The 23159-nt window shown below is 62.6% G+C and carries 18 protein-coding genes; 10 read left to right on the top strand and 8 right to left on the bottom strand.

The window, feature by feature from the left end:
- The first annotated feature begins 101 nt into the window (after nucleotides 1-101).
- Entirely contained in the window at nucleotides 102-758 is a 657-nt protein-coding gene (locus TZ53_RS06950; RefSeq protein WP_044660836.1) for an FABP family protein, read from the top strand.
- A gap of 165 nt (nucleotides 759-923) precedes the next feature.
- Here TZ53_RS06950 and TZ53_RS06945 read toward each other — a convergent pair whose 3' ends face one another.
- The 4 genes from TZ53_RS06945 to TZ53_RS26675 form a co-directional block, all read right to left on the bottom strand.
- A complete protein-coding gene (locus TZ53_RS06945) occupies nucleotides 924-4028 on the bottom strand; it encodes a TonB-dependent receptor domain-containing protein (RefSeq protein ID WP_044660835.1) in 3105 nt (1034 codons plus the stop codon).
- A 450-nt stretch (nucleotides 4029-4478) separates the two neighbouring features.
- Complete coding sequence (locus TZ53_RS06940) at nucleotides 4479-5360, bottom strand: MBL fold metallo-hydrolase (protein WP_157009841.1); 882 nt, start codon at nucleotides 5358-5360, stop codon at nucleotides 4479-4481.
- A gap of 159 nt (nucleotides 5361-5519) precedes the next feature.
- Nucleotides 5520-7925 (bottom strand): TonB-dependent receptor, encoded by a 2406-nt coding sequence (locus TZ53_RS06935; protein ID WP_044662917.1) that lies wholly within the window; start codon nucleotides 7923-7925, stop codon nucleotides 5520-5522.
- Between the two features lie 60 nt (nucleotides 7926-7985).
- Nucleotides 7986-8153 carry a hypothetical protein gene (locus TZ53_RS26675; protein ID WP_157009784.1) on the bottom strand — a complete coding sequence of 56 codons (168 nt, stop codon included), beginning with the start codon at nucleotides 8151-8153 and terminating at the stop codon, nucleotides 7986-7988.
- A gap of 551 nt (nucleotides 8154-8704) precedes the next feature.
- On the opposite strand from TZ53_RS26675, the gene TZ53_RS06930 reads away from it, so the two are divergent.
- The 9 genes from TZ53_RS06930 to TZ53_RS06890 are packed head-to-tail and all read left to right on the top strand — an operon-like array spanning nucleotide 8705 to nucleotide 19697.
- A complete protein-coding gene (locus tag TZ53_RS06930) occupies nucleotides 8705-9787 on the top strand; it encodes a putative urea ABC transporter substrate-binding protein (protein ID WP_044660833.1) in 1083 nt (360 codons plus the stop codon).
- 38 nt (nucleotides 9788-9825) lie between these two features.
- On the top strand, nucleotides 9826-10641 hold the full coding sequence (locus TZ53_RS06925) for an ABC transporter permease (protein WP_044660832.1): 816 nt from the start codon (nucleotides 9826-9828) through the stop codon (nucleotides 10639-10641).
- Nucleotides 10638-11444, top strand: coding sequence for an ABC transporter ATP-binding protein (locus tag TZ53_RS06920; RefSeq protein ID WP_044660831.1), 807 nt, complete (start codon nucleotides 10638-10640; stop codon nucleotides 11442-11444). Before TZ53_RS06925 ends, TZ53_RS06920 begins: the two co-directional genes overlap by 4 nt.
- Nucleotides 11437-11913 carry a CopG family ribbon-helix-helix protein gene (locus TZ53_RS06915; RefSeq protein ID WP_025546584.1) on the top strand — a complete coding sequence of 159 codons (477 nt, stop codon included), beginning with the start codon at nucleotides 11437-11439 and terminating at the stop codon, nucleotides 11911-11913. Before TZ53_RS06920 ends, TZ53_RS06915 begins: the two co-directional genes overlap by 8 nt.
- A complete protein-coding gene (locus tag TZ53_RS06910; RefSeq protein ID WP_044660830.1) occupies nucleotides 11910-12731 on the top strand; it encodes an urea amidolyase associated protein UAAP1 in 822 nt (273 codons plus the stop codon). Before TZ53_RS06915 ends, TZ53_RS06910 begins: the two co-directional genes overlap by 4 nt.
- A 15-nt stretch (nucleotides 12732-12746) precedes the next feature.
- Nucleotides 12747-13382 (top strand): urea amidolyase associated protein UAAP2, encoded by a 636-nt coding sequence (locus TZ53_RS06905; RefSeq protein ID WP_025546586.1) that lies wholly within the window; start codon nucleotides 12747-12749, stop codon nucleotides 13380-13382.
- Nucleotides 13379-16975 carry an urea carboxylase gene (gene uca, locus TZ53_RS06900; protein WP_044660829.1) on the top strand — a complete coding sequence of 1199 codons (3597 nt, stop codon included), beginning with the start codon at nucleotides 13379-13381 and terminating at the stop codon, nucleotides 16973-16975. Before TZ53_RS06905 ends, uca begins: the two co-directional genes overlap by 4 nt.
- Complete coding sequence (atzF, locus tag TZ53_RS06895) at nucleotides 16972-18756, top strand: allophanate hydrolase (protein ID WP_044660828.1); 1785 nt, start codon at nucleotides 16972-16974, stop codon at nucleotides 18754-18756. Before uca ends, atzF begins: the two co-directional genes overlap by 4 nt.
- Nucleotides 18757-18779: 23 nt before the next feature.
- A complete protein-coding gene (locus TZ53_RS06890) occupies nucleotides 18780-19697 on the top strand; it encodes a Vgb family protein (protein WP_044662916.1) in 918 nt (305 codons plus the stop codon).
- A 38-nt stretch (nucleotides 19698-19735) separates the two neighbouring features.
- Here TZ53_RS06890 and TZ53_RS06885 read toward each other — a convergent pair whose 3' ends face one another.
- The 4 genes from TZ53_RS06885 to TZ53_RS06870 form a co-directional block, all read right to left on the bottom strand.
- Nucleotides 19736-20074 carry a UrcA family protein gene (locus TZ53_RS06885; protein ID WP_443216143.1) on the bottom strand — a complete coding sequence of 113 codons (339 nt, stop codon included), beginning with the start codon at nucleotides 20072-20074 and terminating at the stop codon, nucleotides 19736-19738.
- Between the two features lie 122 nt (nucleotides 20075-20196).
- Nucleotides 20197-20559: a hypothetical protein gene (locus tag TZ53_RS06880; protein ID WP_044660827.1), complete on the bottom strand. Its 363-nt coding sequence runs from the start codon at nucleotides 20557-20559 to the stop codon at nucleotides 20197-20199.
- A gap of 16 nt (nucleotides 20560-20575) precedes the next feature.
- On the bottom strand, nucleotides 20576-22153 hold the full coding sequence (locus tag TZ53_RS06875; protein ID WP_044660826.1) for a tetratricopeptide repeat-containing sulfotransferase family protein: 1578 nt from the start codon (nucleotides 22151-22153) through the stop codon (nucleotides 20576-20578).
- Nucleotides 22150-23106 carry a sterol desaturase family protein gene (locus tag TZ53_RS06870; RefSeq protein WP_044660825.1) on the bottom strand — a complete coding sequence of 319 codons (957 nt, stop codon included), beginning with the start codon at nucleotides 23104-23106 and terminating at the stop codon, nucleotides 22150-22152. Before TZ53_RS06870 ends, TZ53_RS06875 begins: the two co-directional genes overlap by 4 nt.
- Nucleotides 23107-23159 lie beyond the last annotated feature (53 nt).

Genomic DNA, 23159 nt, shown 5'->3' with positions numbered 1-23159 from the left:
TTTTTGCCCTAAGCGTATGAGCCAGGCAAGGAATTGAGTCCTTGGGTCGACCAGGATCAGGTTCTATGTTGCGGGTTCCACTCGTTTCGCAGGGAAAGGCCATGAATCCGTTTCCTCAGGATATTTTTACCGAGCCAACGGGTGTCGACCCCGACACGCTCGCCAATCTGGGACCGCTGGCGAGGCTGGCCGGTCGCTGGGAGGCCCATAAGGGTGTTGATATCAACCCCAAGGCAGACGCTCCCGAGCGGCGCGTGTTCGTTGAGCGTGTTTCGTTCGATGCCATCGATCCTCAAACCAACGGGCCGCAGCTTTTCTACGGCCTGCGCTATCACACCCATATCACGACCGAGGAAGAGGACATCACCTTCCACGATCAGGTCGGTTACTGGCTATGGGAACCGGCGACCGGGCTGATCCTGCAGACATTGGCAATTCCACGTGGGCAGGTGGCGCTGGCCGCGGGCCACGCCAAGGTCGGCGACGACAATTTATCGCTGGTCGCGACACGCGGTCAGACGCAATATGGGATATGCTCGACCGCTTTCCTGGAATATGGTTTTCGAACGGATGCATACCGGATCGACATCCGCTTCGACGGCGACGATAGCTGGAGCTATGATATTCACACCACTCTTGCCGTCCACGGCAGGCCCGACCCGTTCGACCATCACGATACGAATACCCTTCGGCGTGTGGCGCCGGGGAAACCCAATCCTCTCAAGCAGATTCTGGACCGACGGGCGAGGTCGAACTGATATGGCGGGCATCCCTGTCCGCTTTCGAAAACCGGAATTCGACGCTTGAGTCATTATTGAGAGTTAAGCTGCCCAAACGTCATTTTCGACCTGTATCGGTAAGTCACATGTTGTTGAGAAAGGGCACGCAAACCCGCCCGCCCTTTCCCATCCCCGCTTTGCAAATCAAAGTTTGACAGACACGCCCATATACATGAAGCGGCCGATATTGTCGTAAATGGCGTCGCCATCACCATTGCTGCCATTGCCGAACAATCCGTAGGGCGGTTTACGGTTGGTGAGATTGTCGACCCCGCCATAAAGGGTGAACCGCTTGTCGACATCCAGCGACGCACGGATCGAATGGTAGAAAACGCGCGGATAATAGACGGTGTCGGCATAGTTGGGATCGAGCGCCGGCACGCCATAAGTGTCGTGCTGGGCCTCCCAATCGGTGATCGATTGGCGGCCGATATAGCGGATTTGATACCCCAGGGTGAGGTTGCGGTGCGTATAGTCGATGGACGCATTGACGTTCCAGATCGGATCGCCCAGCTCTCCCTTCACCCGTTCGGGCTGGCCGGGATTGTCGAGATAGGGATAGTCGGTGCGGGTCCGCACCCAGGTGCCGACGACCCGGACCGCGATCCTGTTGTCGGGGTCGAACCGATGATTATAGGCGACATCCATGTCGATGCCTTTCGCCACCAGGGCGGCGAAGTTCACCGTGCTCTGCAACAGGGCCGGTCTGGCGAACAGTCCATTGGCCTGACGGGGATAGATGAGCTGACAGAACTGGTTGTTCAGATTTGCTCCATCATAGCAGGCGTCGAGAATGGTCTGCGCATCCACGGCACTGATGACCTTGCTGATCTTGATGTCGTAATAGTCGACCGTGATCGACAGGTCCGGGATCATGCGCGGTTGCAGGATGAAGCCATAGGTCCAGCTGCGCGACTTTTCGGCGGTCAGATTGGGATTGCCGCCCGACAGAAACTCCGTGCTTCCGGCCCGCGCCACGCTGTTGACGAAGCCCGCGGGAACGCCGGCGGCGGCGCAATTGGCCGCGCGGGTCGACTTGCCCTTGTCGATGAAATTGACGTCGCAGGGATCGTCCAGAAGATCGAAATTCTGTGACGGCGAGGAATAAAGGTCGCTCAGTGTCGGAGCCCGTACCGACCGGGAGTAATTGACCCGGAACTTGATGTCGGAAACCGGTGCGTAGATCGCACCGCCATTATAGGCCCAGACGGTGCCGGTTGCGCCCTTATAGTCCGCGACGCGAACCGCGCCATTGACGCTGAGTTCCCGCGCGAACGGCATGTCCTTCAGAAGGGGAACGTCCAGTTCGCCATAGGCTTCCTTCACGGCGAAGGATGGCGGATTGAAGTCGGGAATGGCGTTCAGGAAAGTATCGCCGCTCTTCACCGTATCGTCATAGGCGTAAAATGCCTTTTCCCGACGATATTCGGCGCCAATCGCAAAGGCGACGGGACCGCCCGGCAGCTCGAACCATTGCGAGCTGTCGCCCACCAGATTGGCGTTGATGTCGAATTGACTGGCGCTACCCCGGCGATGGGATGTGGTGTTGATATAATCGAGCGCCGCCTGGCTGGGCGCACCGTCCCCGAAGAGGTTGAGCGGTGCGCAGGCCGGATCTGTGACGGTCACCTGATTGATGCGGCAGACGATATTGCCCGCAGCGTTGAAAACGGCGTCGGCCGCATTCTGAAAGCGGGATTCGATACGGTTGTTGAAGAACAGGGAGCGGCTCTTGAACTTCCCGTAATTGACGGAAAAATCATAGCGCCAGTCATCGTTGAACGTTCCTTCGGCGCCCACGACGATGCGATAGGTGTCGCGGCGGTCATATTCGTCGCGGGTGCCAAGATCGTTATTATTGCGGTTGAGCCGGAAGAACTCCGCGCCCGCCGGCAGCAGAGAGCGGATGGTGGCGGCCGCGCCCGGCTGCAAATAGGCATTGTCGAAAAAGATCGGAACGCCCGATCCCAGATAGGTGTCGGGCGTCGCCGCCACGCGGATCGGATTGCCGTCCTCATCCTCCGACGCGACCGTGCCTTGTTCCCCGCCTTGTCCGAATGTCGGGCTGCCCTGGTTAAAGCTCTTCACCCGGACGAACTTGGCCTCGATAAAGGGGCGAAATGCATCCGACACGTCATAATGGGCAAGGAAATTCGCTACGAAGCGCTTGAGCGAGGGGTCGAGCGTGCCGCGATCGTTCAGTGTCGCGCCGTTGCCATTCTGATTATTCCCCGATCCGGCGGGGCGGAAATCATTGCCATAGGCATATTCGTAAAGCGACCCGTCGGGGTTGAAGCCGAAAACGCGCGGGAAACCATTTGCGCGGCAGGCCCCCGCGGCGCCAGTGCCGCAGGACAGGGGGCTGCCGCCATTATAGGCGATGAAATTGCCACCATTGTCATAACCGAAGCTGTGCACCCCGGTAAGGAAGCTTCTGTCGGGAATGTCATTATCCAGAGACGGATTGTCGACCAGCTGGAACTGCCGCCGTCCGGAAAAAGCGCCAGTCAGGGCGGGCCGGTCGGTATAGGTCAGCAAATTCGCGCGATTATATTCGAGGCTCAGCGCAACATTGCCCCGTCCATCGGCGAAATTCCGGCCGAAGGTGCCCGACAGCCGATAGGTTCCCCGGTCGCCATAGCTGGAGATACCGGCCTTGCCGTCAAGCGACAGGCCTTCGAAATCGCGCTTCAGCACGAAATTGACCACGCCGGCCATGGCATCGGAGCCATAGACGGCCGAACTGCCGCCGGTCACGATGTCGACGCGCTCGATGAGGTCGGTGGGAATGGTGTTCGTATCGACGAGAAAATCGCCTTCGGAAGAGGTGACATGGCGACGGCCGTTCACCAGAACCAGCGAGCGCGTAACGCCCAGGCCACGCAAATCCAGCAGGTTGAGGCCGGACGTGCCGATATATTGGGTGGAGTTCGCCTGACTGTAGGAGGACCGCAGGGAGGGCAGATCATTCAGCACATCGCCGATGACGGTGCCCCCGCTCCGGGTGAGATCGGCAGTCGACAGCGATGTTACGGGGATCGGCGAATCCAGTGTCGGCCGCGCAATGCGGGAACCTGTCACAATGATGACCGGCTCTCCTGCGTCCGATGCCGTGTCGCTGCCTTGCGGCGCCGTTGCGGCAGCCGGGGAGGCTGCGTCCGCATTCGTCTGCGCACAGGCCGCGCCGGTTGCGATCAGGAAAGCCGCGCTCCAGCTCGCCGAGCCAAGCAGAATAGCACGAAGCTGCATGTTACACCCCTCATCCCTTGCAGAAGGCATCCCTTCATGCCTTCAGGGATAGAACAAGCATCGGCAGCGCGATTTCCCACATGACGCACAAATAGCTGCATTGTCACTATTATATCACATCAAAGGTGGAGGAACGGCTATTTGCCAGGGCCGTCTCTGCCAGTGGGCGGGAGATTTGCTCCTCCATGTTGCGCATGACATAGGTTCCTGGATCGTCATGTGACATGCATCGAAAGCTTTCGATCAATGCGCCGCATCGGGATCAACTGCGCGCGTGGGTCGCGATGCAAGCCAGATGATCGATGCCGCGCAGGCGAAGAAGAAAGCAGCAAGGACGAAAGTCTGTCCGGTCGCCCGCGCGAAGCTTTCCAACTCGAGGCATATCGATCGTGCGCCAGAATCACAGCCTTTGCTCTGATTTTGAAGGCAATCTTATCCGACGCCGCCGGATCATTCCGCGCGGGCGGGTACCGGGACAATGATGAAATGATCATGGACTTGCCGCTGGTCGGGTGTCTCCAGCGGCTCTCGCAGGCCGGTCTGGAGTTCACCAATGGTTTGCGCCGGCAAGGGGAGGGGATGTTCGTCTGGATGGGTTGACGCTTCATGCCCATAGTCGCGCCCCGGCTCGGACGTCATCTCGATATGAGCTCCCATGACGGCGCAGATCGGATGCTTCGCCGCGAAGGCTGCCAGCCGTTCGATGCTGGCGCGATTGTCGGCCATGAAATTTACCGGCACGTAAAGGCGGCCGGGATAGAGCGTGTCGCCCGACAACAAGATCTTGAGGCGAGGGTCGTAGATCATGATTGCGGCGGCCTGATGCCCTGGTGTTGCGATGACGCTGAGCGCGCGATCGCCCAGGTCGAAATTGGCAACTCCCTCGGGCCAATGGGAGAGGCCGAAAAAGCTGGCCACGTCCGAAGGCTTAAGCCCGACGACGGTCGTATCCGGGCGGTCACGGAAGGCGGCGTCCCCAGCAACATGGTCGCCATGGCTGTGGCTATGGGCGACCACGAGCGGGATCGAACGGCGTCCGTGAGCGGCCAGCCACTGCGCGACCAGCCGGTCGACCGTCGGCCTGATGCGGCCGCCTTCGGCCCCGCTGTCGATCAGCAAAGCCCTGTCGCGCCCGAAGAGCAGATAAAGGAAGGGCGCTTCGAAATTGGTCTTGACCGACTGGCGGATAACGAAACTGTCCTCGTCGAGTTGCTGGACCTGGGTGAAGGGCTCCTGCGGCAGCGTGCCGTCGATCCACTTTTCCGCGAAGAGCTTCGGCAGCGCTACGCAAGCTGCCTTCAGGTCCGGGGCATATCCCGAGCCGCTCGCCATCAGGAGCGCCGCACTCAATCCAAGGGTCCGTACCCGTCGAACCCTGCGCGCATCAGCGGCCATGGCTCTTTCCCTTTCATGCAAGGCAGCATTGCGATGATCCTGCGCGCTCGCCGGGGCGCCATCCTTTCGAAATGGCGCCCCGGCAGCATCATCAGATCAATATTTGAAGCGTGCTTCGATGCCGAAGGTGCGCGGATTGATCACGGTCTGCTTGTAATAGCGCAGTACCACTCCATCGTTGAGGCCCACGCGCGAGCGGTCATTGGAGACGGAAGCCACCGCATATTTGTCGAAGATATTGTTCGCGAACAGGACGAGGCTGTAACGGTCCGTTTCATAGGCCAGCGAGGCGCGGTGCAGCACATAGCCCGGAAGCTTGTCGCCATAGGCGCGGTCCCAGCCCAGCCGCGTCACGACATTGCCGCGATAGGTCGCTGTCCAGTCCGCCACCAGGTTCCCGGCCATGAACGGCATGGTGTAGGTCGCGCCCAGGCTGCCGCTGTTCTTTGCAGAGCCCGGAAGGCGATCACCCGATAGCGCGTCCAGCTGAATGGGTGAACTGGGATAGGTTCCCGCCGGGTCGTTGACCGCGATGATCCCCGGAACATCCTGGGTCAGCTTGGCATCGGTGTAGGAATATGTTCCCTGGATCGACAATCCTTCTATCGGCTTGGCCTGGAACGACCCTTCGAAGCCCTCCGACTTCGCTTTGCCGCCGTTGACGGTGATGCCCACGATGCCGTTGATGGTGGCAGAATCGACCTGAATACCGTTCCACTTGATCTGGAAGACGTTGAAATTGAACGTCAGCTTGCGATCCAGAAGCTGGGTGCGGATGCCGAGTTCCGCGTTTTTCGTGGTGTCCGGGCCATATTGGATTTCATTGGGCAGCGCGCACACATTCTGCTGCGTTAGATCGAGTGGCAGGACGCAAGGTGCGACCGTGTTCGGCCCTCCGATCCGATAGCCCTTGCTGTAGGTGCCATAGACCATGATGTCCGGCGTGAAGTTGTAGGAGCTGTTAAACTTCCACACCCAGCCGCTCTTCTTCGACTTGCCGCCGGCAGAAGGAAGATCATAGGGGCTGACCGGATCGCCGAGCAGTGGAAGTACCGCGCGTCCACTGACGTCCGACGTATAGCCGAAATAGCGCACGCCTGCCGTCACCTGCCATTCGGGTATGATCCTTAACGTGCCTTCACCGAAGACTGCCTTCTCTGTCACTTTCGACTTGTTGAAGCTGTTATATTCGACTTCGTCGGGGTTAGGCTGCGTTCCGAATTCCACCCAGGGATGATTCGGAACATGTTCGGTATATTCGCGCAGCCGCTTCTGCTGATTGTAGAAGCCGCCCAGCACCCAGTTGAACGGACCGCCATGGCGGGAAACGAAGCGGACTTCCTGGTTGAACTGCTTGCGGCGGTCGTGGCTTTCGTTCCAGCTCGAAAAAGCGGGGAAGGATTCATAGCCATAATCGAGATCGAGCAGAAGGTCGGTATTGTCCGTCCGATTGTCGTTCTTGACATCGGTATAGGCAGTTGTCGAAACAAGATCAGCAATGTCCGCGAGGTTGGCGTTGATTTCCATCGCTCCCAGGTGCGCACGGCGCTTCACCGGTTCGATATAACGCGCCGCACTTTGATATTTGCCCGTTCCGAGTACGCCGTCGCTATTATATTGACCTCCATCGGTCTTGGTCTGCTGGAACGCGTAGGTGAAGTTGACCTTTAGATCCTCGCTGATCTGGAACAGCAACTGGTTGCGAGTGGTGAAGGTCTTCTCGAAATTGAGGTCCTTCTCCTTTCTCAGGTTCGCGGCATAGCCGGCGGGCGAGATGCTCGTCGGACCATCCGGCTGGGGCAGTGAAACGCCGGGCGTCTGGAGCAGCAGCGGATAGTCGATGAAGCCGGGATCGTAGAAATAGCCCGTGGCCGACCGGAAGGCGATATGATCCTTGACGATCGGGATGTTGATGACGCCGTCGACCTGATAGCCCAGCTTGCCGCTGTGGCCCTTGCCGTAAAGGCGGCTATGCACCTCGCCCTCGATCTTGTCCGTGTCGGGCCGGTTGGGGATATTGCGGATCGCGCCCGCCAGGGTGCCAAGGCCATAGAGTGTCCCCTGCGGCCCGAGCAGCGTTTCGACGCGCGCGATGTCGAGCAATTTGAAGTCGTAATAGAGCGGAACCTCGCCCAGATAGACGCCCAAGGCCGTGTCATAGGAATTGCCGGTGGAACTGGAATCCGAAGCGTTGAGGCCGCGAAGCACGATCGTTCCGGTCGAGCCCGGGCCCGTGTCCGATATGGTCACGCCTGGCGTAAAGTCGGCAATGTCGCGCACGTCGTCGATCCGCTGCCGGGCGAGTTGCTCCTGGCCGACGGCGCTGATGTTGATCGGTACGTCCTGGATCGAAACCGCGCGCCGAGTGGCCGTCACGACGATCTCGTTGCCCTCGCCGCCTGCACCGTCAGCACCGTCCGCGGCGCCTTGAGCGAAAGCCGAAGTGGTCCCAACGCCCATAAGAATGGTCGCGCCAAGCAATGTATTGCGAAACAATTTCATAGTCACTTCGACCCCCTTGCAGTTGAGCCCCAAGTGACATCCTTCTCCCTGGCGCTCTGGCTAGGCCGGCACCTTGTCGGCCGGTTCCCGGCCAGTCGTCATTGTCATGCCATGATGTGCATCGTCTTTTGCAACCGAAGCGGCTGCAATCATCATTTGATCTGTTCGAGCGCCGTGCGATGAACCGGCAAGGTCACAATGCCGCGCATTGCTGGCGAGCGGCGCCATGGCGCCTGGGAGAGCAGCATTGCGAGCCGTTCTTCGATTCACGAACCCTCACTTCAAGCCGGTGACTGCCCGGCTAATCTACCCTTTGGTTGCGCCGCTTCGACGAGCGGTCGATCAACTATACGGTATGGATATTACGTAATGGGTCAAGCGTAATAATTTCGCACTTGCTCAGTATGACTGCAATCGTTGGGTGCGGCGCACAATATGGCGGTTTTCTTACGATGAAGACCGATTCGAATATTGGTGGGAGGAATGGCGGTGGGACCGGAGTGGGAATTATGTGGGACCGTTCGGCCCCGAATCGCAAACCCCGACCAACGGATCGACGCCGCCGCCGTCTATCCGTCGAAATAACGCAAACTGGTCGATTCGCGGGAGGGGCGGGTCATCGGCGCGGTAGCTCAGCCGGCCCGACGGCGGGTGTCAGGGCGCTGGCCCCCGGATTTCCGCCACGATGGAGAGTATTACATAAAACTTTAAAGGTAATAATTCTTGGTGGACAGGCCCGTGCTGCTTTGCAATAGTGTTTGCCGAAAGGGGACGAAAGAATGATCCGAATGTTCCGCAATGCAGGCCGGGCTGCTCTGATGGCTGGAGCGCTTTTGCTTGTATCCTGCTCGCAAGCGCCGGACGCCCCCTCCAAGCCGAAGACAGAGTTCAACATCGGATGGTCGATATACGCTGGCTGGATGCCGTGGCCCTATGCCCAGCAGGCCGGAATTGTGAAGAAGTGGGCGGATAAATACGGCATCAAGATCAACATCGTTCAGGTCAACGACTATGTTGAATCGGTGAATCAATATACCGCCGGCAAATTCGATGGCGTGACGGTCACCAATATGGATGCTCTGACGATTCCGGCCGCCGGCGGGAAAGATACCAGCGCGATCATAGTCGGCGACTATTCGAACGGCAATGATGGCATCTTGCTCAAGGGCGCCGACAATTTTTCAGCGATCAAGGGCAGGCAGGTCTATCTGGTCGAACTTTCGGTCTCCCACTATCTTCTCGCCCGCGCGCTGGAGAAGTCGGGGATGAAGCCCACCGACATCAAGACCGTGAACACCTCCGACGCCGATATCGTCGGGGCTTTTTCCAGTCCGGACGTCACCGCGGCGGTCGCATGGAACCCGCAGCTTTCGGTCATGAAGGGACAGGCCGGGGCGAAGGAGGTCTTCAGCTCGGCCCAGATCCCCGGTGAAATACTGGATCTGCTGGTGGTCGATACGGCGACCCTGAAAGCCAATCCGAATCTGGGCAAGGCGTTGACAGGCATCTGGTTCGATACGATGGCGCTGATGAAAAGGCAGGACGCGCAGGGCAAGGCGGCACGCGCGGCCATGGCGAAGCTGGCGGGCACGACACCCGAAGTGTTCGAGAGCCAGCTGGCGACCACCCATCTCTATGCCGATCCCAAATCCGCTGTGGCGGCCACATCTGCCCCCGCACTCGTTCAAAGCATGGCGCAGGTGCGGGATTTCAGCTTCGCCCATGGCCTGTTCAAGGGCGCGGCCTCAGCCGATGCCGTCGGCATGAGCTTCGCCGGCGGGAAGACGCTGGGCGACGCGCAGCATGTGACGCTGCGGTTCGACGAAAGCTTCATGAAACTGGCGGCCGACGGAAAGCTTTGAGCTGCCCCGATCGATCCACTCTGTAGGACGATGATGATATGCGCTGGGTGAATCGACATGTCAGCCGAGGCGACCGGCTGCTGCTGGGGGCGGTGCCGATCCTGCTGCTGGTCCTGCTCTATCTTTTCCTGGCGGCTCAGCGCCACGCCGCCAATCAGTTCGACAAGATATTGCCGTTGCCCGACGGCATGACGAAGGCGATGTCCGGGCTGCTTTTCCAGCCGGACCAGCTGACGGGACAGCTGCTATTCTGGGCGGATACGCTGGCGAGCCTGGAGCGGCTTGGCATCGGTTTGGGCATCGCGACGCTCGCGGCGCTCCTTGTGGGGCTGGTGCTCGGCATCCTTCCCCCCGTGCGGGCAACCTTCGGACCTTTGGTAACGGGCATCGCCGTGATCCCACCCATCGCGCTGCTCCCTATCCTCTTCATCGCCCTGGGCCTGGGGGAAACTGCCAAGGTCGCGCTCATCGTCATCGGCATAGCGCCGGTCATGGTGCGGGACATTGCCGCGCACGTCGCTGCCCTGCCGCGCGAACAGATCATCAAGGCGCAGACGCTGGGGGCGAGCAGCTGGCAGATCATGATAAGGGTGGCGCTGCCCCAGGCCATGCCGCGCCTGCTTCACGCCGTACGCCTGTCGCTGGGGCCGGCCTGGGTCTTCCTCATATCGGCCGAGGCGATCGCATCCGACATCGGACTTGGCTACCGCATATTCCTCGTCCGCCGCTATCTCTCGATGGATGTCATCATTCCCTATGTCGCGTGGATCGCGCTGCTGGCCGTGGTGATGGATCTTTCCCTCACTTTCCTCAGCCAGCGCCTGTTCCCCTGGGCCCACGGAGTCAGCCATTGAGCGCGCTTCTCTCTCTTCGTGATGTCTGGATCGAATATGGCGAGAAGATCGTGCTCGAACGCGTGACGATCGATATCGAGGAAGGGTCTTTCGTGTCGATCATCGGCCCTTCGGGCGCCGGCAAAAGCAGCCTGCTGCGTCTCATCCTCGGCCAGGAAGCGGCGACGCGGGGTTCCATCCTTCTCGACGGGATGCCGCTGACGCCTGAATGCGGACCCGATCGGGGCGTCGTGTTTCAGCGCTATTCGGTATTTCCCCATCTGTCGGCCTTGCGGAACACGGTCTTCGGGCTGGAATGCGCCCAATCGCCGCTTCTGGCGCGCCTGTTCGGCAGGGCTCGCAGCGCGGCTGTGGAAGAAGCGACCGAAATGCTGGATGCCGTCGGCCTTGGCGACAGCCTTCACCTCTATCCCGCACAGCTTTCGGGCGGCATGCAGCAGCGTCTGGCCATCGCGCAGGCGCTTATCAAGCGCCCCCGCATCCTGCTGCTCGATGAACCGTTCGGCGCGCTGGATCCGGGTATCCGTTCCGACATGCACCGGCTGATCACCCGGCTTTGGCGCGACTATTCGCTGACGATCATCATGGTGACTCACGACATCCACGAAGCCTTCAACCTGGGGACGCGGGTGCTGGCGCTCGACAAGCGCCGTCACGACCCGCACGCCCCGCACCGCTTCGGCGCGACGGCTGTTTACGACCTCGCCCTGCGCAAACGCGCGAGCGACGCGGCCGGGGAAGAGGCGATAGCCGCGCCGGAAAACGGCGACCGGCATCATGAGGAGAAGATTGGACATGGGTAGCGAATCTGCGGGCCTTGCAAGGCTGAGCATGAGCCTGCCGGCGGACCTGTTCCGGCAGCTCGACATGATGGTGGAGGAACGCGGACTGCCGTCGCGTTCGCAGCTCATCGCCGAACTCATCCGTCATGCGCTTGCCGAACATGAGGCCTTTACCCGGCCCGACGAGATGTTGGCCGGCACCATCACCATCGTCTATCGCGGCGACCGCGGCCGCGTGCGGCATCAGCTTGCCCAGACGCAGGCGGACTATCTGAAGGAGGTCATCTCCTCTCAGCATGTCTTTCTGGAGGATGACCAGTCGCTTGAGGTGCTGCTGGTGCAGGGGCCTGCCTCGCTGCTCAAGGAACTGTGCGATGCGCTTCGGCGGGTGCGCGGCGTCCACCAGCTCCAGCTCGTCACCACAACCGCCCTGCTGCCGCCGCTCTATGAACAGGAATCCAGCAAACAGACCAAGGGAGTGATGGCATGACGGCCCTTACCAACCCCACCGCCGCCCGCGACCATGCCCGCGCCAAGGCCGGGACCGCGGTGGAAGCCATGCCGGTGTTGCCGCCGGTGGCCGGCGACCTGCCGGAAGGCGTGCCCGCGGACGACCTTCTGTGGGAAGAGACGATCGCGGCGGGCGGCTATGCAACGCGGCGTCTGCCGCGCGGCGCCCGCCTGCGGCTGATCGACCTCAAGGGCGATGCCTGTGCTTCGCTCCTCATCTTCAACGCCGAACTGCCGACCGAACGGCTCAACGTCGCCGATACGGTGAAAGTGCAATGGAACGCCTATCTCGGCACGGGCAAGCTGCTGCTGTCGGACATGGGCCGTGTCCTCATGAGCTTTGTCGAGGATGGGGCGGGGACGCATGATGCCTTCTGCGGCACCTCCAACGCTGCGACGAATGCGGCCAGATATGGCAATGGGGCCAATAGCGGCCCGACGCCCAGCGGACGCGACCGCTTCCTGCTGGGCGTCGCCAAACACGGTCTCCAGCGGCGCGACGTGCATCCGTGCGTCAACCTGTTCAAGGGGGTGCGGATCGAAGCCGACGGAGCGATCGTGCCGCAGTTGGGCCCCTTTGCCCAGGCGCGAAGCCTGGTGCTGCGCGCCGAGATGAATGTGATCGTGGTGATCGCGAACTGCCCGCATGTCCTGGACCCGCGCGAGGATTGGACCGTGACGCCGCTTCGCGCGACGGCCTGGCGCGGGCCGGTCACTCCCGCCGACGATGCCATCCGCACCGCCACTCCAGAAGGCCTGCGCGCCTTTGAGAATGTCGAAGACTATTTCCGCCGTTAAAAGGAAAACGCCTCAATGAGCGTCGATATTCACTTGTCCGGCCTTCCGGGCACTGTCCTCCATGACGTGATCGTGCCGGCGCGAGCGCCCTGGCTGCATCATGTCGCAGCCGGCCAGACCCTGCGGATCGTCGATCTGGAAGGGAATCAGGCGGTCGATTTCCTCCTCTATTCCGCGCAGGACGATGCGGAGCGTTACAGCGCGCAGGACACCGTCGCCGCGCAAGGCAATCTCTTCCTTCGCGAAGGCGCGGTGCTGCGTTCCAACGAGGGGCGGGCGATGATGACGATCACCGCCACGTCCGTCGATTATCACGACACCATCGGCGGCGCCTGTTCCTGCGAATCCAACACGCTTCGCTACGGCCACCACACCAAGGCCGAACATGCCTGCGTCGAAAACTTCCTGGAGGCGAATCTGCGCGAAGGCCGGGGCAAGCGCGACATTGTCTCCAACATCAACTTCTTCATGAACGTGCCGGTGGAGGCCGATGGATCGCTGGGCATCGTCGATGGCATCTCCGCGCCCGGCCTGACCGTGGACCTGCGCGCGGAGATGGATGTCATCGTGGTGGTTTCCAACTGCCCGCAGATCAACAATCCGTGCAACGGTTTCAACCCGACGCCCGTGCGCATGATTGTCGCCGCATGAGGTTCGATACCGTCCTCATCGCGAATCGCGGAGCGATCGCCACCCGCATCGTCCGCACGCTGCGCCGGATGGGCCTGCGATCAGTCGCGGTCTATTCCGAAGCCGACGAGGATTCGCTCCACGTCGCACTGGCCGACGAAGCAGTCTGCATTGGCGGCGCGCGCGCCTCGGAAAGCTATCTCAACATCGAGGCCATATTGGATGCGGCCCGCAGGACGGGCTCTGGCGCCATTCACCCGGGTTACGGTTTCCTCGCTGAAAATGTCGAGTTCGCACAGGCTTGCGCGAAGGCCGGGATCATCTTCATCGGCCCCACGCCGGATAATATCCGCACCTTCGGCCTGAAGCACAGCGCGCGCGAGCTTGCCGCCGCGCACGATGTTCCGCTCGCGCCCGGCACGGATCTGCTCAGGGACGAGGCGCAGGCCGTACTCGCCGCTCGTGAGATCGGTTTCCCCGTGATCCTCAAGGCGACTGCGGGCGGCGGCGGCATCGGCATGCGCGTCTGCGAGGACGAGGCCGCCGTCCGCGAGAGTTTCGCCGCCGTCGCTCGTCTGGGCGAAAGCAATTTCGGCGATGCCGGCATCTTCCTGGAACGCTACATCCGGCGCGCGCGGCACATCGAGGTGCAGATATTCGGCGATGGCGAGGGGCGCGTCCTGCCGGTGGGCGAACGGGACTGCTCGCTCCAGCGCCGCAACCAGAAAGTGGTCGAGGAAGCGCCTGCGCCCCTGCTGCCCGACGCGGTGCGCAGCGCGCTGATCGCTGCGGCCACGCGGCTGGGCGAGGCCGCGTCCTATCGGTCGGCCGGAACGGTCGAATTTCTCTATGATGCGGAACGGGAAGAATTTTTCTTTCTGGAGATGAACACCCGCCTTCAGGTCGAACATGGCGTCACTGAAGAAGTGATGGGCATCGATCTTGTCGAATGGATGATCCGCGGCGCTGCCGGAGACTTCTCCTTCCTCGACAGGGAGCCGCCGCGTCCCAATGGCCATTCCGTGCAGGTGCGCCTCTACGCCGAAGATCCCGCGCTCGACTATCGCCCGACCTCCGGCACGCTGACGGCGGTTGCGTTTCCGCCCGACATTCGCGTCGAAACCTGGTGCATGGCCGGCAGCACGGTCAGCGCCTGGTACGATCCGATGCTGGCGAAGCTGATCGTGCACGCGCCCACCCGCGCCCAAGCCGTATCCGCCATGCAGGCGGCACTGGACCAAAGCCGTATCGACGGGATCGAAACCAACCTGCGCTGGCTTCGGGAGGTGGTGCGTTCGTCTCCCTTCGTCAGTGGGGAAGTCTCGACCCGCGTCCTCGACGGCATCGCCTTCCATCCGCGCAGCATCCAGGTCGTCAGCGGCGGCACGGCGACAACCGTTCAGGATTGGCCCGGCCGGCAGAAACTATGGGCCGTGGGCGTTCCGCCATCAGGGCCGATGGACGACCAGTCGTTCCGGCTCGGCAACAGGCTGCTCGGCAATGCCGAAGGCACAGCCGGCCTGGAAGTGCTCCATACCGGCCCGACATTGACCTTCAACGCGCCGGCGCGCATCTGCCTGACCGGCGCTGATTTCGACGCCAAGCTTGACGGAACGCCGGTGCCGCGTGGCGTCGCCTTCGACGTGGGGGAGGGGCGGACGCTTAGCCTTGGCCGGGTGAGGGGCGGCGGCATACGCGGCTACATCCTCATGGCCGGCGGCCTGGACATCGCGCCCTATCTCGGCAGTCGCAGCACCTTCGAGCTTGGCCAGTTCGGCGGACATGCCGCGCGCCGGCTGCTGGCTGGCGATACGCTGCATCTGGCCGGTGACGAGGTCGGGCCTGCCTTGCCGGAAGTCGCGCTGCCGTCCTTGACGAATGAATGGACCTTGCGTGTGCTCTATGGCCCGCACGGGGCGCCCGATTTCTTCACCGACGAGGATATTGAGGAAATCGTGACGGCGGAGTGGCAGGTCCACTATAACAGCAATCGTACCGGCGTCCGGCTGATCGGCCCCAAGCCCCGCTGGGCGCGCACCGACGGCGGGGAAGCGGGTCTGCACCCGTCCAACATTCACGACAATCCCTATGCGATCGGGGCCGTGGACTTCACCGGCGACATGCCGATCATATTGGGTCCGGACGGCCCTTCGCTCGGCGGCTTTGTCTGTCCCTTCGTGGTGATCGCCGCCGATCGCTGGATCATGGGTCAGCTGGCGCCCGGCGACAAGCTGCGCTTCGTGCCGGTCGATGTCGAGGATGCGCGCGCGGCGGATTTGCACCAGCGTGGGCTGATCGCATCGGGTACGGCGCATGGGGGCGGACCAGCCCGGCCCATCGGCACGCTCTCCCCCATCCTTGCGGAAATCCCGGCCACCCCGGATCGCCCGCGCACGGTCTATCGCCAGCAAGGCGACCGCAATATCCTGGTCGAATACGGCCCCATCGTGCTGGATATCGAGCTGCGGATAAGGGCGCATGCGCTGATGGCTGAGCTGGAAAGGCTCGATCCTGCCGGGATTGTCGACATCGTGCCCGGAATCCGGTCCCTCCAGTTGCATTTCGACGGCGAGATCATGGATCAGCGAGCCGCCCTCGACATGCTGATGGCGGCGGAGGAGCGGCTGGGCGATCTGGCGGACTTCGTCGTCCCGTCGCGTATCGTCCACCTGCCGCTCAGTTGGCGCGATCCGGCCACGATCGAGACGATCGAGAAATATATGGGCGCCGTTCGCGCCGACGCGCCCTGGTGCCCCGACAATATCGAGTTCATCCGGCGGATCAACGGCCTTCCCGATGCCGCGGCCGTGGAGAATCTGATCTTCGAGGCGAATTATCTCGTCCTGGGCCTGGGCGACGTTTATCTGGGCGCCCCGGTGGCCACGCCGGTCGATCCTCGGCATCGGCTGGTCACCACCAAATACAACCCAGCGCGCACCTGGACGCCGCCCAATGTCGTTGGCATCGGCGGGGCCTATATGTGCATCTACGGCATGGAAGGGCCGGGCGGCTATCAACTGTTCGGCCGCACCATCCAGATGTGGAATACCCATCGGCAGACCGACGCCTTCACCGAGGGAAAGCCCTGGCTGCTGCGCTTTTTCGACCAGATCCGCTTCTATCCTGTAAGCGCGGACGAACTCGTCGAATGGCGGCGCGATTTTCCGAGCGGCCGACGCTCGATCAGGATTGAGCCGTGCGAATTCCGCCTCTCCGATTATCGCGCTTTCCTTGCCGACAATGCGAAGTCGATCGCGGAATTTGAGGCGCGACGACAGAGCGCCTTCGATGAGGAGCGAGCCGAGTGGCAGCGGAACGGCGAATTCGACCGCGTCGCTCATCTATCCGAAGCTGAGCAGCCCCAGCCGGACGCCGTGGAAATTCCCGATGGCGCCGATCTGGTCGAAGCGCCGTTCGGCGGCAGCCTGTGGAAACTGCTCGTTGGGCCCGGCGACGAGGTCGATGCCGGCGAAACGATCGCGATCATAGAGGCGATGAAGATGGAATGTGCCGTTCACAGCCCGGGCGCGGGCAGGGTCGAGGCGCTCTATGTGCAGGAGCGGCAGTCGCTGCAGCCCGGTGCGCCGATGATGGCGCTGAGGAGGCACGCATGACCGCGCCAGCCGGGGACCGGCTGAACCGCCGCAGCGTGTCGATGATTGCCGATGCGGTCAGGGCGGGGCGCATGAGCGCCGTTGCGGTGGCCGAAGAGACGATCGCGCGTCTGGCCCTTTATGACGCGGTTCAGCCCCAGATCTGGATCAGCCGGGTCGCGCCGGACGCCCTGATCGAGACCGCCCGCACGGTCGATGCGCGGGTGGCGGCGGGCGAAGCCTTGCCGCTGGCCGGCGTTCCCTTCGCCGTGAAGGACAATATCGATGTCCAGGGGCTCGATACGACCGCGGCCTGCCCCGCCTTCACCTATCGGCCGAAGGCTTCGGCCACGGTCGTTGAGCGGCTGATCGCGGCGGGTGCGATCTGCGTCGGCAAGACCAATCTCGACCAGTTCGCCACGGGACTGAACGGCACACGAAGTCCCTATGGCAGCCCCAGAAACGCCTACAACCTGTCCTATGTCAGCGGCGGCTCCAGCTCCGGTTCCTCGGTCGCCGTGGCGGCGGGACTGGTCGCCTTCGCACTCGGCACCGACACCGCAGGATCGGGCCGCGTTCCGGCCGCTTTCCAGCATTTGATCGGGTTCAAGCCCAGCAAAGGCCGGTGGAGCAACAGCGGTCTCGTGCCAGCCTGCCGCACGCTCGATTGCATCACCGCCTTCACGATCGACACGGCGGACGCCCGGCTGGTCGATTCCGTCGCGGCTGGCTTCGATGCGGCCGATCCCTATTCCAAACCGCTTGCCGACCGGCCGATCGGGCGCAAGAGGATCGGCGTTCCCCGCCGCGACCAGCGCTCCTTCTTTGGCGACGCGCAGTCCGAATATCTTTACGACCGGGCGCTCGACAGGCTCTCCACCCTCGCCGAGCTGGTGGAGATCGACTATGCGCCGCTACAGGAAGCGGCGCAACTCCTCTACGGTGGCCCGTGGGTGGCGGAGCGGACCGCCGCCATCGCGGACCTGCTTGCCGACCATCCCCACGCGATAGACCCGACCGTGCGTGAAGTCGTCGAGCCGGGACTGGAAATAAGCGCCGTCGATCTGTTCAACGGCATCTATCGGCTTGCCGAACTCAAGCGTCACGCCGATACGCTTTGGGAGAGCATCGACCTGCTCGCCTTCCCTACCACCGGCACGACCTATCGGGTGGCGGAACTCAAGGCCGCGCCGATCGCGCTGAACAGCGCCCTGGGCTTCTACACCAATTTCGTGAACCTGCTGGACATGGCCGCTGTCGCCGTGCCCGCCGGCATAAGGTCGAATGCGACCGGGTTCGGCATCACCCTGATCGGTCCCGCCGACAGCGATGTTGCGCTGCTCGACGCCGCCGACGCCTATATTTCGGCGGCGGATATTCCGTCGCCGCCACCGCTCGATCTGGAGGGCAAAATGGAAACCGTAAAACTCGCTGTAGTCGGCGCTCATCTGAAGGACATGCCACTGCACTGGCAACTCACCTCCCGCGACGCGAAGTTCGTGGGAGCTTTCGAAACGGCACCCAACTACCGCCTCTACGCGATCGCGAACAGCGTGCCGCCCAAGCCTGCGCTCGTGCACAGCGAGGACGGCGGATCGATCGCGCTGGAGGTTTACGAGCTTGGCATCGCCGAATTCGGCAGCTTCGTGGTCGAGGTGCCGGCGCCACTTGCCATAGGCACGGTGACGCTGGCCGACGGCAGCAGCGTCAAGGGCTTCGTCGCAGAGCCGCGCGCGCTGACGGGAGCGGAGGACATCACCGCCCTGGGCGGATGGCGCGCCTATATCGCGCAGCGCGCCTGATCTTCGCGAGGAAAGGGCAAGGCATGAAAAGGCTCAGGAGATTGATCATGACAGTGGCGGCGGGATGTGCGGCTTCCATGGCCCATGCGGAGCAGGTGATCGAGGTGCCGGGCTTTGCGGACTTCCTGGCGGTCGACGGCGACAGCGTCTGGGCGACCAATGCCGGCCGGGTCGAGCGCTGGTCGCGGCAGGGCAGGCTTGCCGCCGTCGCCATGTCGAAACCCTGCGGCGCCATGGCCCTGTCCGACGGAGCGCTCTGGGTGGCCGATTGCCAGGAAAATGCGCTCATAAAGATCGATACGAAGACCGCGCAGAAGACTGCCACCATCCCTACCGGCATCGCCAATCCCAAGGGCGAACTGAATGTGGTCGCCGGTGCCGGATCGATCTGGGTCGCCAGCGATCAGAAGGGCGTCGTATCCCGCGTCGACCCGGCGAAGAACGCGGTGACGGCAACCATCCCCGTCAATCCCGGCACCCATTATCTGGCGTTCGGTTTCGGATCGGTCTGGGCGGTCAGCAGCGAAAGCCGCTCGATCCAGCGCATCGACCCCGCGACCGACAGCGTCGTCAAGACGACGGCACTGGGCAAGGAGCCGGGTTTCCTTGCGGCCGGGGAAGGCGGGGTCTGGGTTCAGGAGCAGGGCGACGGAACGGTCGTCCGCATCGACCCGGAAACCGGCGACGCGGCTGGCCGGGTGAAGGTCGGCGCAGTGCTGAAATGGGGCGACATCGATACGGGCGGCGGGCTGGTGTGGCTGCGCACCACGGAGGATCAGACCTTTGTCGTGATCGATCCCAAGTCGATGGCGGTCAGGGCGCGAGTGGGGAAAGCGGAAGGCAGCGGCGCGCTGCGCTTCACGGATTCAGGCATCTGGACGTCCGCGCATGACGTGCACACGCTGACCTGGTGGCCCGATCCGGCGAAGCTGGCGAAATGAGGCGTCCGCGGCGCCATCAAGCGCCGCGGAGCAGATTCTCAGCGGGCGGAAGCCATCTGGACGGGCGACTTATCGCCAGCCTTGGCAAGCCGGGCTTCGATCTGGGTGCGGATGTCGGCCGCAACCGCAGTGCGACAATCCCGCGCCTTGGATTCGAGAGCGAGGTGCACGCCCGCCAAATGATCGCCGCAAACGGCCCGCGCCGCCTGATCCATGCGGATGGCGAGGCTCTGCTGGCCAGAGGCGGTAGAGAGGTCCAACCCCTTGAGGTCGAGGATCGCGGTGTCCTGAGCGAAGGGATTGCCGCCGGTAGTGCCAGCGATTGCCGGGGTCGCGAAGGCGAAAGCCGCCAGGCACATGAGCCCAATCTTCATCATCTTCTCCTGTGCGAAAAACGAGCACCGCTCTTCGGCGGCTGGCGCGTAGATAAGCCCGGGAGAGAAAACTTACAATATCTATTCCGAATATGTTCTTTTATTACTTATAGCCATAAAGGTTATTACTTCGCCCTGACCACCAGCATCGCAAGGTCATCAGCATGACCGAGCAGCCCGATCGGCAGATCGGCTTCATGGCTCAATCCCTCGACCGCGACCGTAACCGTTCGCGCCATGGGAGCGGACCAGGACCGGACGGTGCTGACCGGCAAGCGAACCCGCCAGTTATGGCGGCCTTCGACCGGCACGATGTGGCCATTGACGCTGACCTTTGAAGCGGCATTGTCGCGACTGCCGGAAATCAGCAGGCAGTTTTCCGACCGAAACTCCACCAGACGGGTCCGTGGGGAGGAAGCGGCGGCGGCTGGCTGCACGAACCCCGCAGCCAAGGCCATGCAGAAGGCGAATGTTCCAGATCTGGGCATGGTCGCGAGCTCCCTTTCAGTCGATGGAAATGCCGGATCGTTCGAAGAAGCGTCGAACGGGTTCCAGGACCTGCTCATGCCGTTTCCACCGCGCAACCGCGTCGCGGTAGATCGGCCGGCGGACCTGCGCCGCGCTGGGCGTGGAAACCGGCGCATCATTGGTGTGGAAGGACAGGCACTCATCCGCCCATTCCAGACCGCAATGGGCGAGCAGGCGGCGGCTCTGGCCTTCCTGGTCCGCCACAAGATCCTCGTAGCGCAGTTCGATGACCCGCCCCGGCAGGACTTCGCGCCACAGGGCCATCAGCCGGTCGAAGCGGACGTAGTAAGCGGCGATCTCCAGAAGGTCGTAGCTATAGTCATAATAGCGCGAATTGACGGCAAAGAGATTGCGGAAGTTGCTGAGCACCGTGTCCATCGGGTGGCGACGGAGGCAGACGATGCTGGCTGCCGGGAGGGCCTGCGCAATGAACCCGGCATAGTGGAAATTACCCGGAAACTTGTCGATGAACCTCCGGCCGGGGTCGCGCCGGTGATGGCTGGCGCGTTGCAGGAAGTCGCGGCCGATCGCGCCCATGTCGCTGACGGCAGCCGTGGCGATCGTCTCCGGGTCCAAGACCGTGGGCGTGCGCGTGCCTGCCGCCTTCTTGACGGCGAGCGGCATCGCTTGCAGTTCGCCAGCGCTTTCGACGTCGGGGTGAGACGAGAGAATGCGGTCGACCAGCGTCGTGCCGGTGCGCGGCATCCCAATGATGAAGATCGGCGCATCTCCGGGGGCGTCGTTCACAGGAGCCGCGGCGATGCTCGGCCAACTCGCCTCTATCGCGTCGAAGGTCGCGGCATCGCGCGCAAACTCGTAACGCAACGTGCGGCGATGCTCGGCATTGACCGCGCAGAGCCGTTCCAGTGCTTCTTCCGGGCGGCTGAGATCTTCGAGTTCTTTCGCCAGAGCATAGCCCAGCAGCAGCCTGCCCCGTCCGTCTCCGGTCGTTGAGTGAACCTTCGCGAGGCGCTCGACATGATTATGCCCGGCTGACTGCTTGCGCAGGCTGGAGAGAAGGTGATGGGCACGGGCATCATCCGGCGCCAGGGCGATCAACGCCTCCAGCGCGGCTTCGGCTTCCTCCGTCCGGCCGAGGAAGTTGAGCGTCACGGCCTGGTTGTAGCGGAACTGCCTGTTCCCGGGTTCGAGCCGCACCGCTGCCGAAAAATGACCGAGCGCGGCCGGGTGGTCGCCCAGGCGGGCATAGACGCAGCCCATCGTGTCGCGGCTCAGGGCATCGCCGGGCAGGGCCTGCTCTGCGTCGTGCAGCACTGCGGCGGCCTCCCCGTCCTGCCGGACGAGGGTGAAGAGCTTGGCAAGCTGCGCGCGATATTCGCCTTGGGGATCGAGTTCGACCGCGCGGCCGAGATGCTGGATGCCCGCATGGACGCGGCCGATGCTCGATTCTGCGACGCCAAGGAGGAAGTGACCTTCGGCATCGCCGGGATTTTCCGACACCAGCGTCGCGGCCAATCGCTGAGTGGCATTGATATCGCCCCGGGCGAGCGCGCTGCGCGCTGCGATGGCCTGACCGGAGCGGGCCGCCATCATGCCGCGGCCTTTGCTCCCGCAGCGTCCCGGTCCAGATCATCGGCCGGGCCCGCCTCGGCCAGTGCGCCGCGTGGCTGCTTGGCTGCGCGCCAGACCTTGAATTTCTCGATCATCGGCGCGAAGGGGAACATTGTCTGCTCCCGGATGGTCAGCCGCTTGCGATCGTCCTGCCCGACGAGAATGCCCTCGCCCTCGCGATATGTTCCGAAGATGCGATCCAGCAGGATCAGCGAGTTGCCGTAATTGCAACGCGTGCTCTCATAGTCGGTGGAATGGTGCAGGCTGTGGTGCCTGATCGTCGTGAAGAAGAAGGAGTACCAGATCGGGGGGTCGGCGCGCACATTGGCATGGGCGAAGACGGAGATGACGCCCATGGTGTTCAGGGCTGCGAAGATGGCCGTCTTGTCGAAATCGAACAGCGCGACGACGCTCAGGCTGATCAGGAACAGCTCGATCGGGTTGCCGACGGCGCCCTTGGCCGCATTAAGCTGGGTGATATGGTGATGCGGCGCATGGGTCAGCCAGAAAGGCGTCCAATTGTGCATCAGCCGATGCATCCAATATTGGCCGAATTCGATGAGGAAGATCACCATTGCGACCTGCGCCAGCCAGGGCAGATGCCCCGCCCATGCCGTGGTCAGCCCCAGCGAGGCCTTGAGGGCAACCAGCGGTTCCTCAGCCAATTTCTGCGTCAGCCAGGCGATCACGGTCGCGCTGAGGACCGAATAATAAAGGTCCGTCAGGAACTCCCGCCTGTTCATGCGCCAGCCGGCATGACGTTCGTGCACAGCCTCCAGCAGCAGGATGGCGATCACGATGAGGGGAGAAGTCACGGTGAGAGCCCAGGGATGCTCGACCAGAGACCTTGGCCCGAACGCCCAGAAGCTGAGGACGACCGCGATCATGGCAGGCGGGATCAGGTTGAATAGCCGGTCTTTGAGGCTGGTTTCCATGCCGCAGCTCCTGTCAGTGCCTTCACACTGCGCTGCGCTGCGTCATGAAGGGA

Source organism: Sphingobium sp. YBL2 (assembly GCF_000943805.1).
GTDB classification, from domain to species: Bacteria; Pseudomonadota; Alphaproteobacteria; order Sphingomonadales; family Sphingomonadaceae; genus Sphingobium; species Sphingobium fuliginis.
This window is presented reverse-complemented; position numbering and strand designations above follow the sequence as displayed.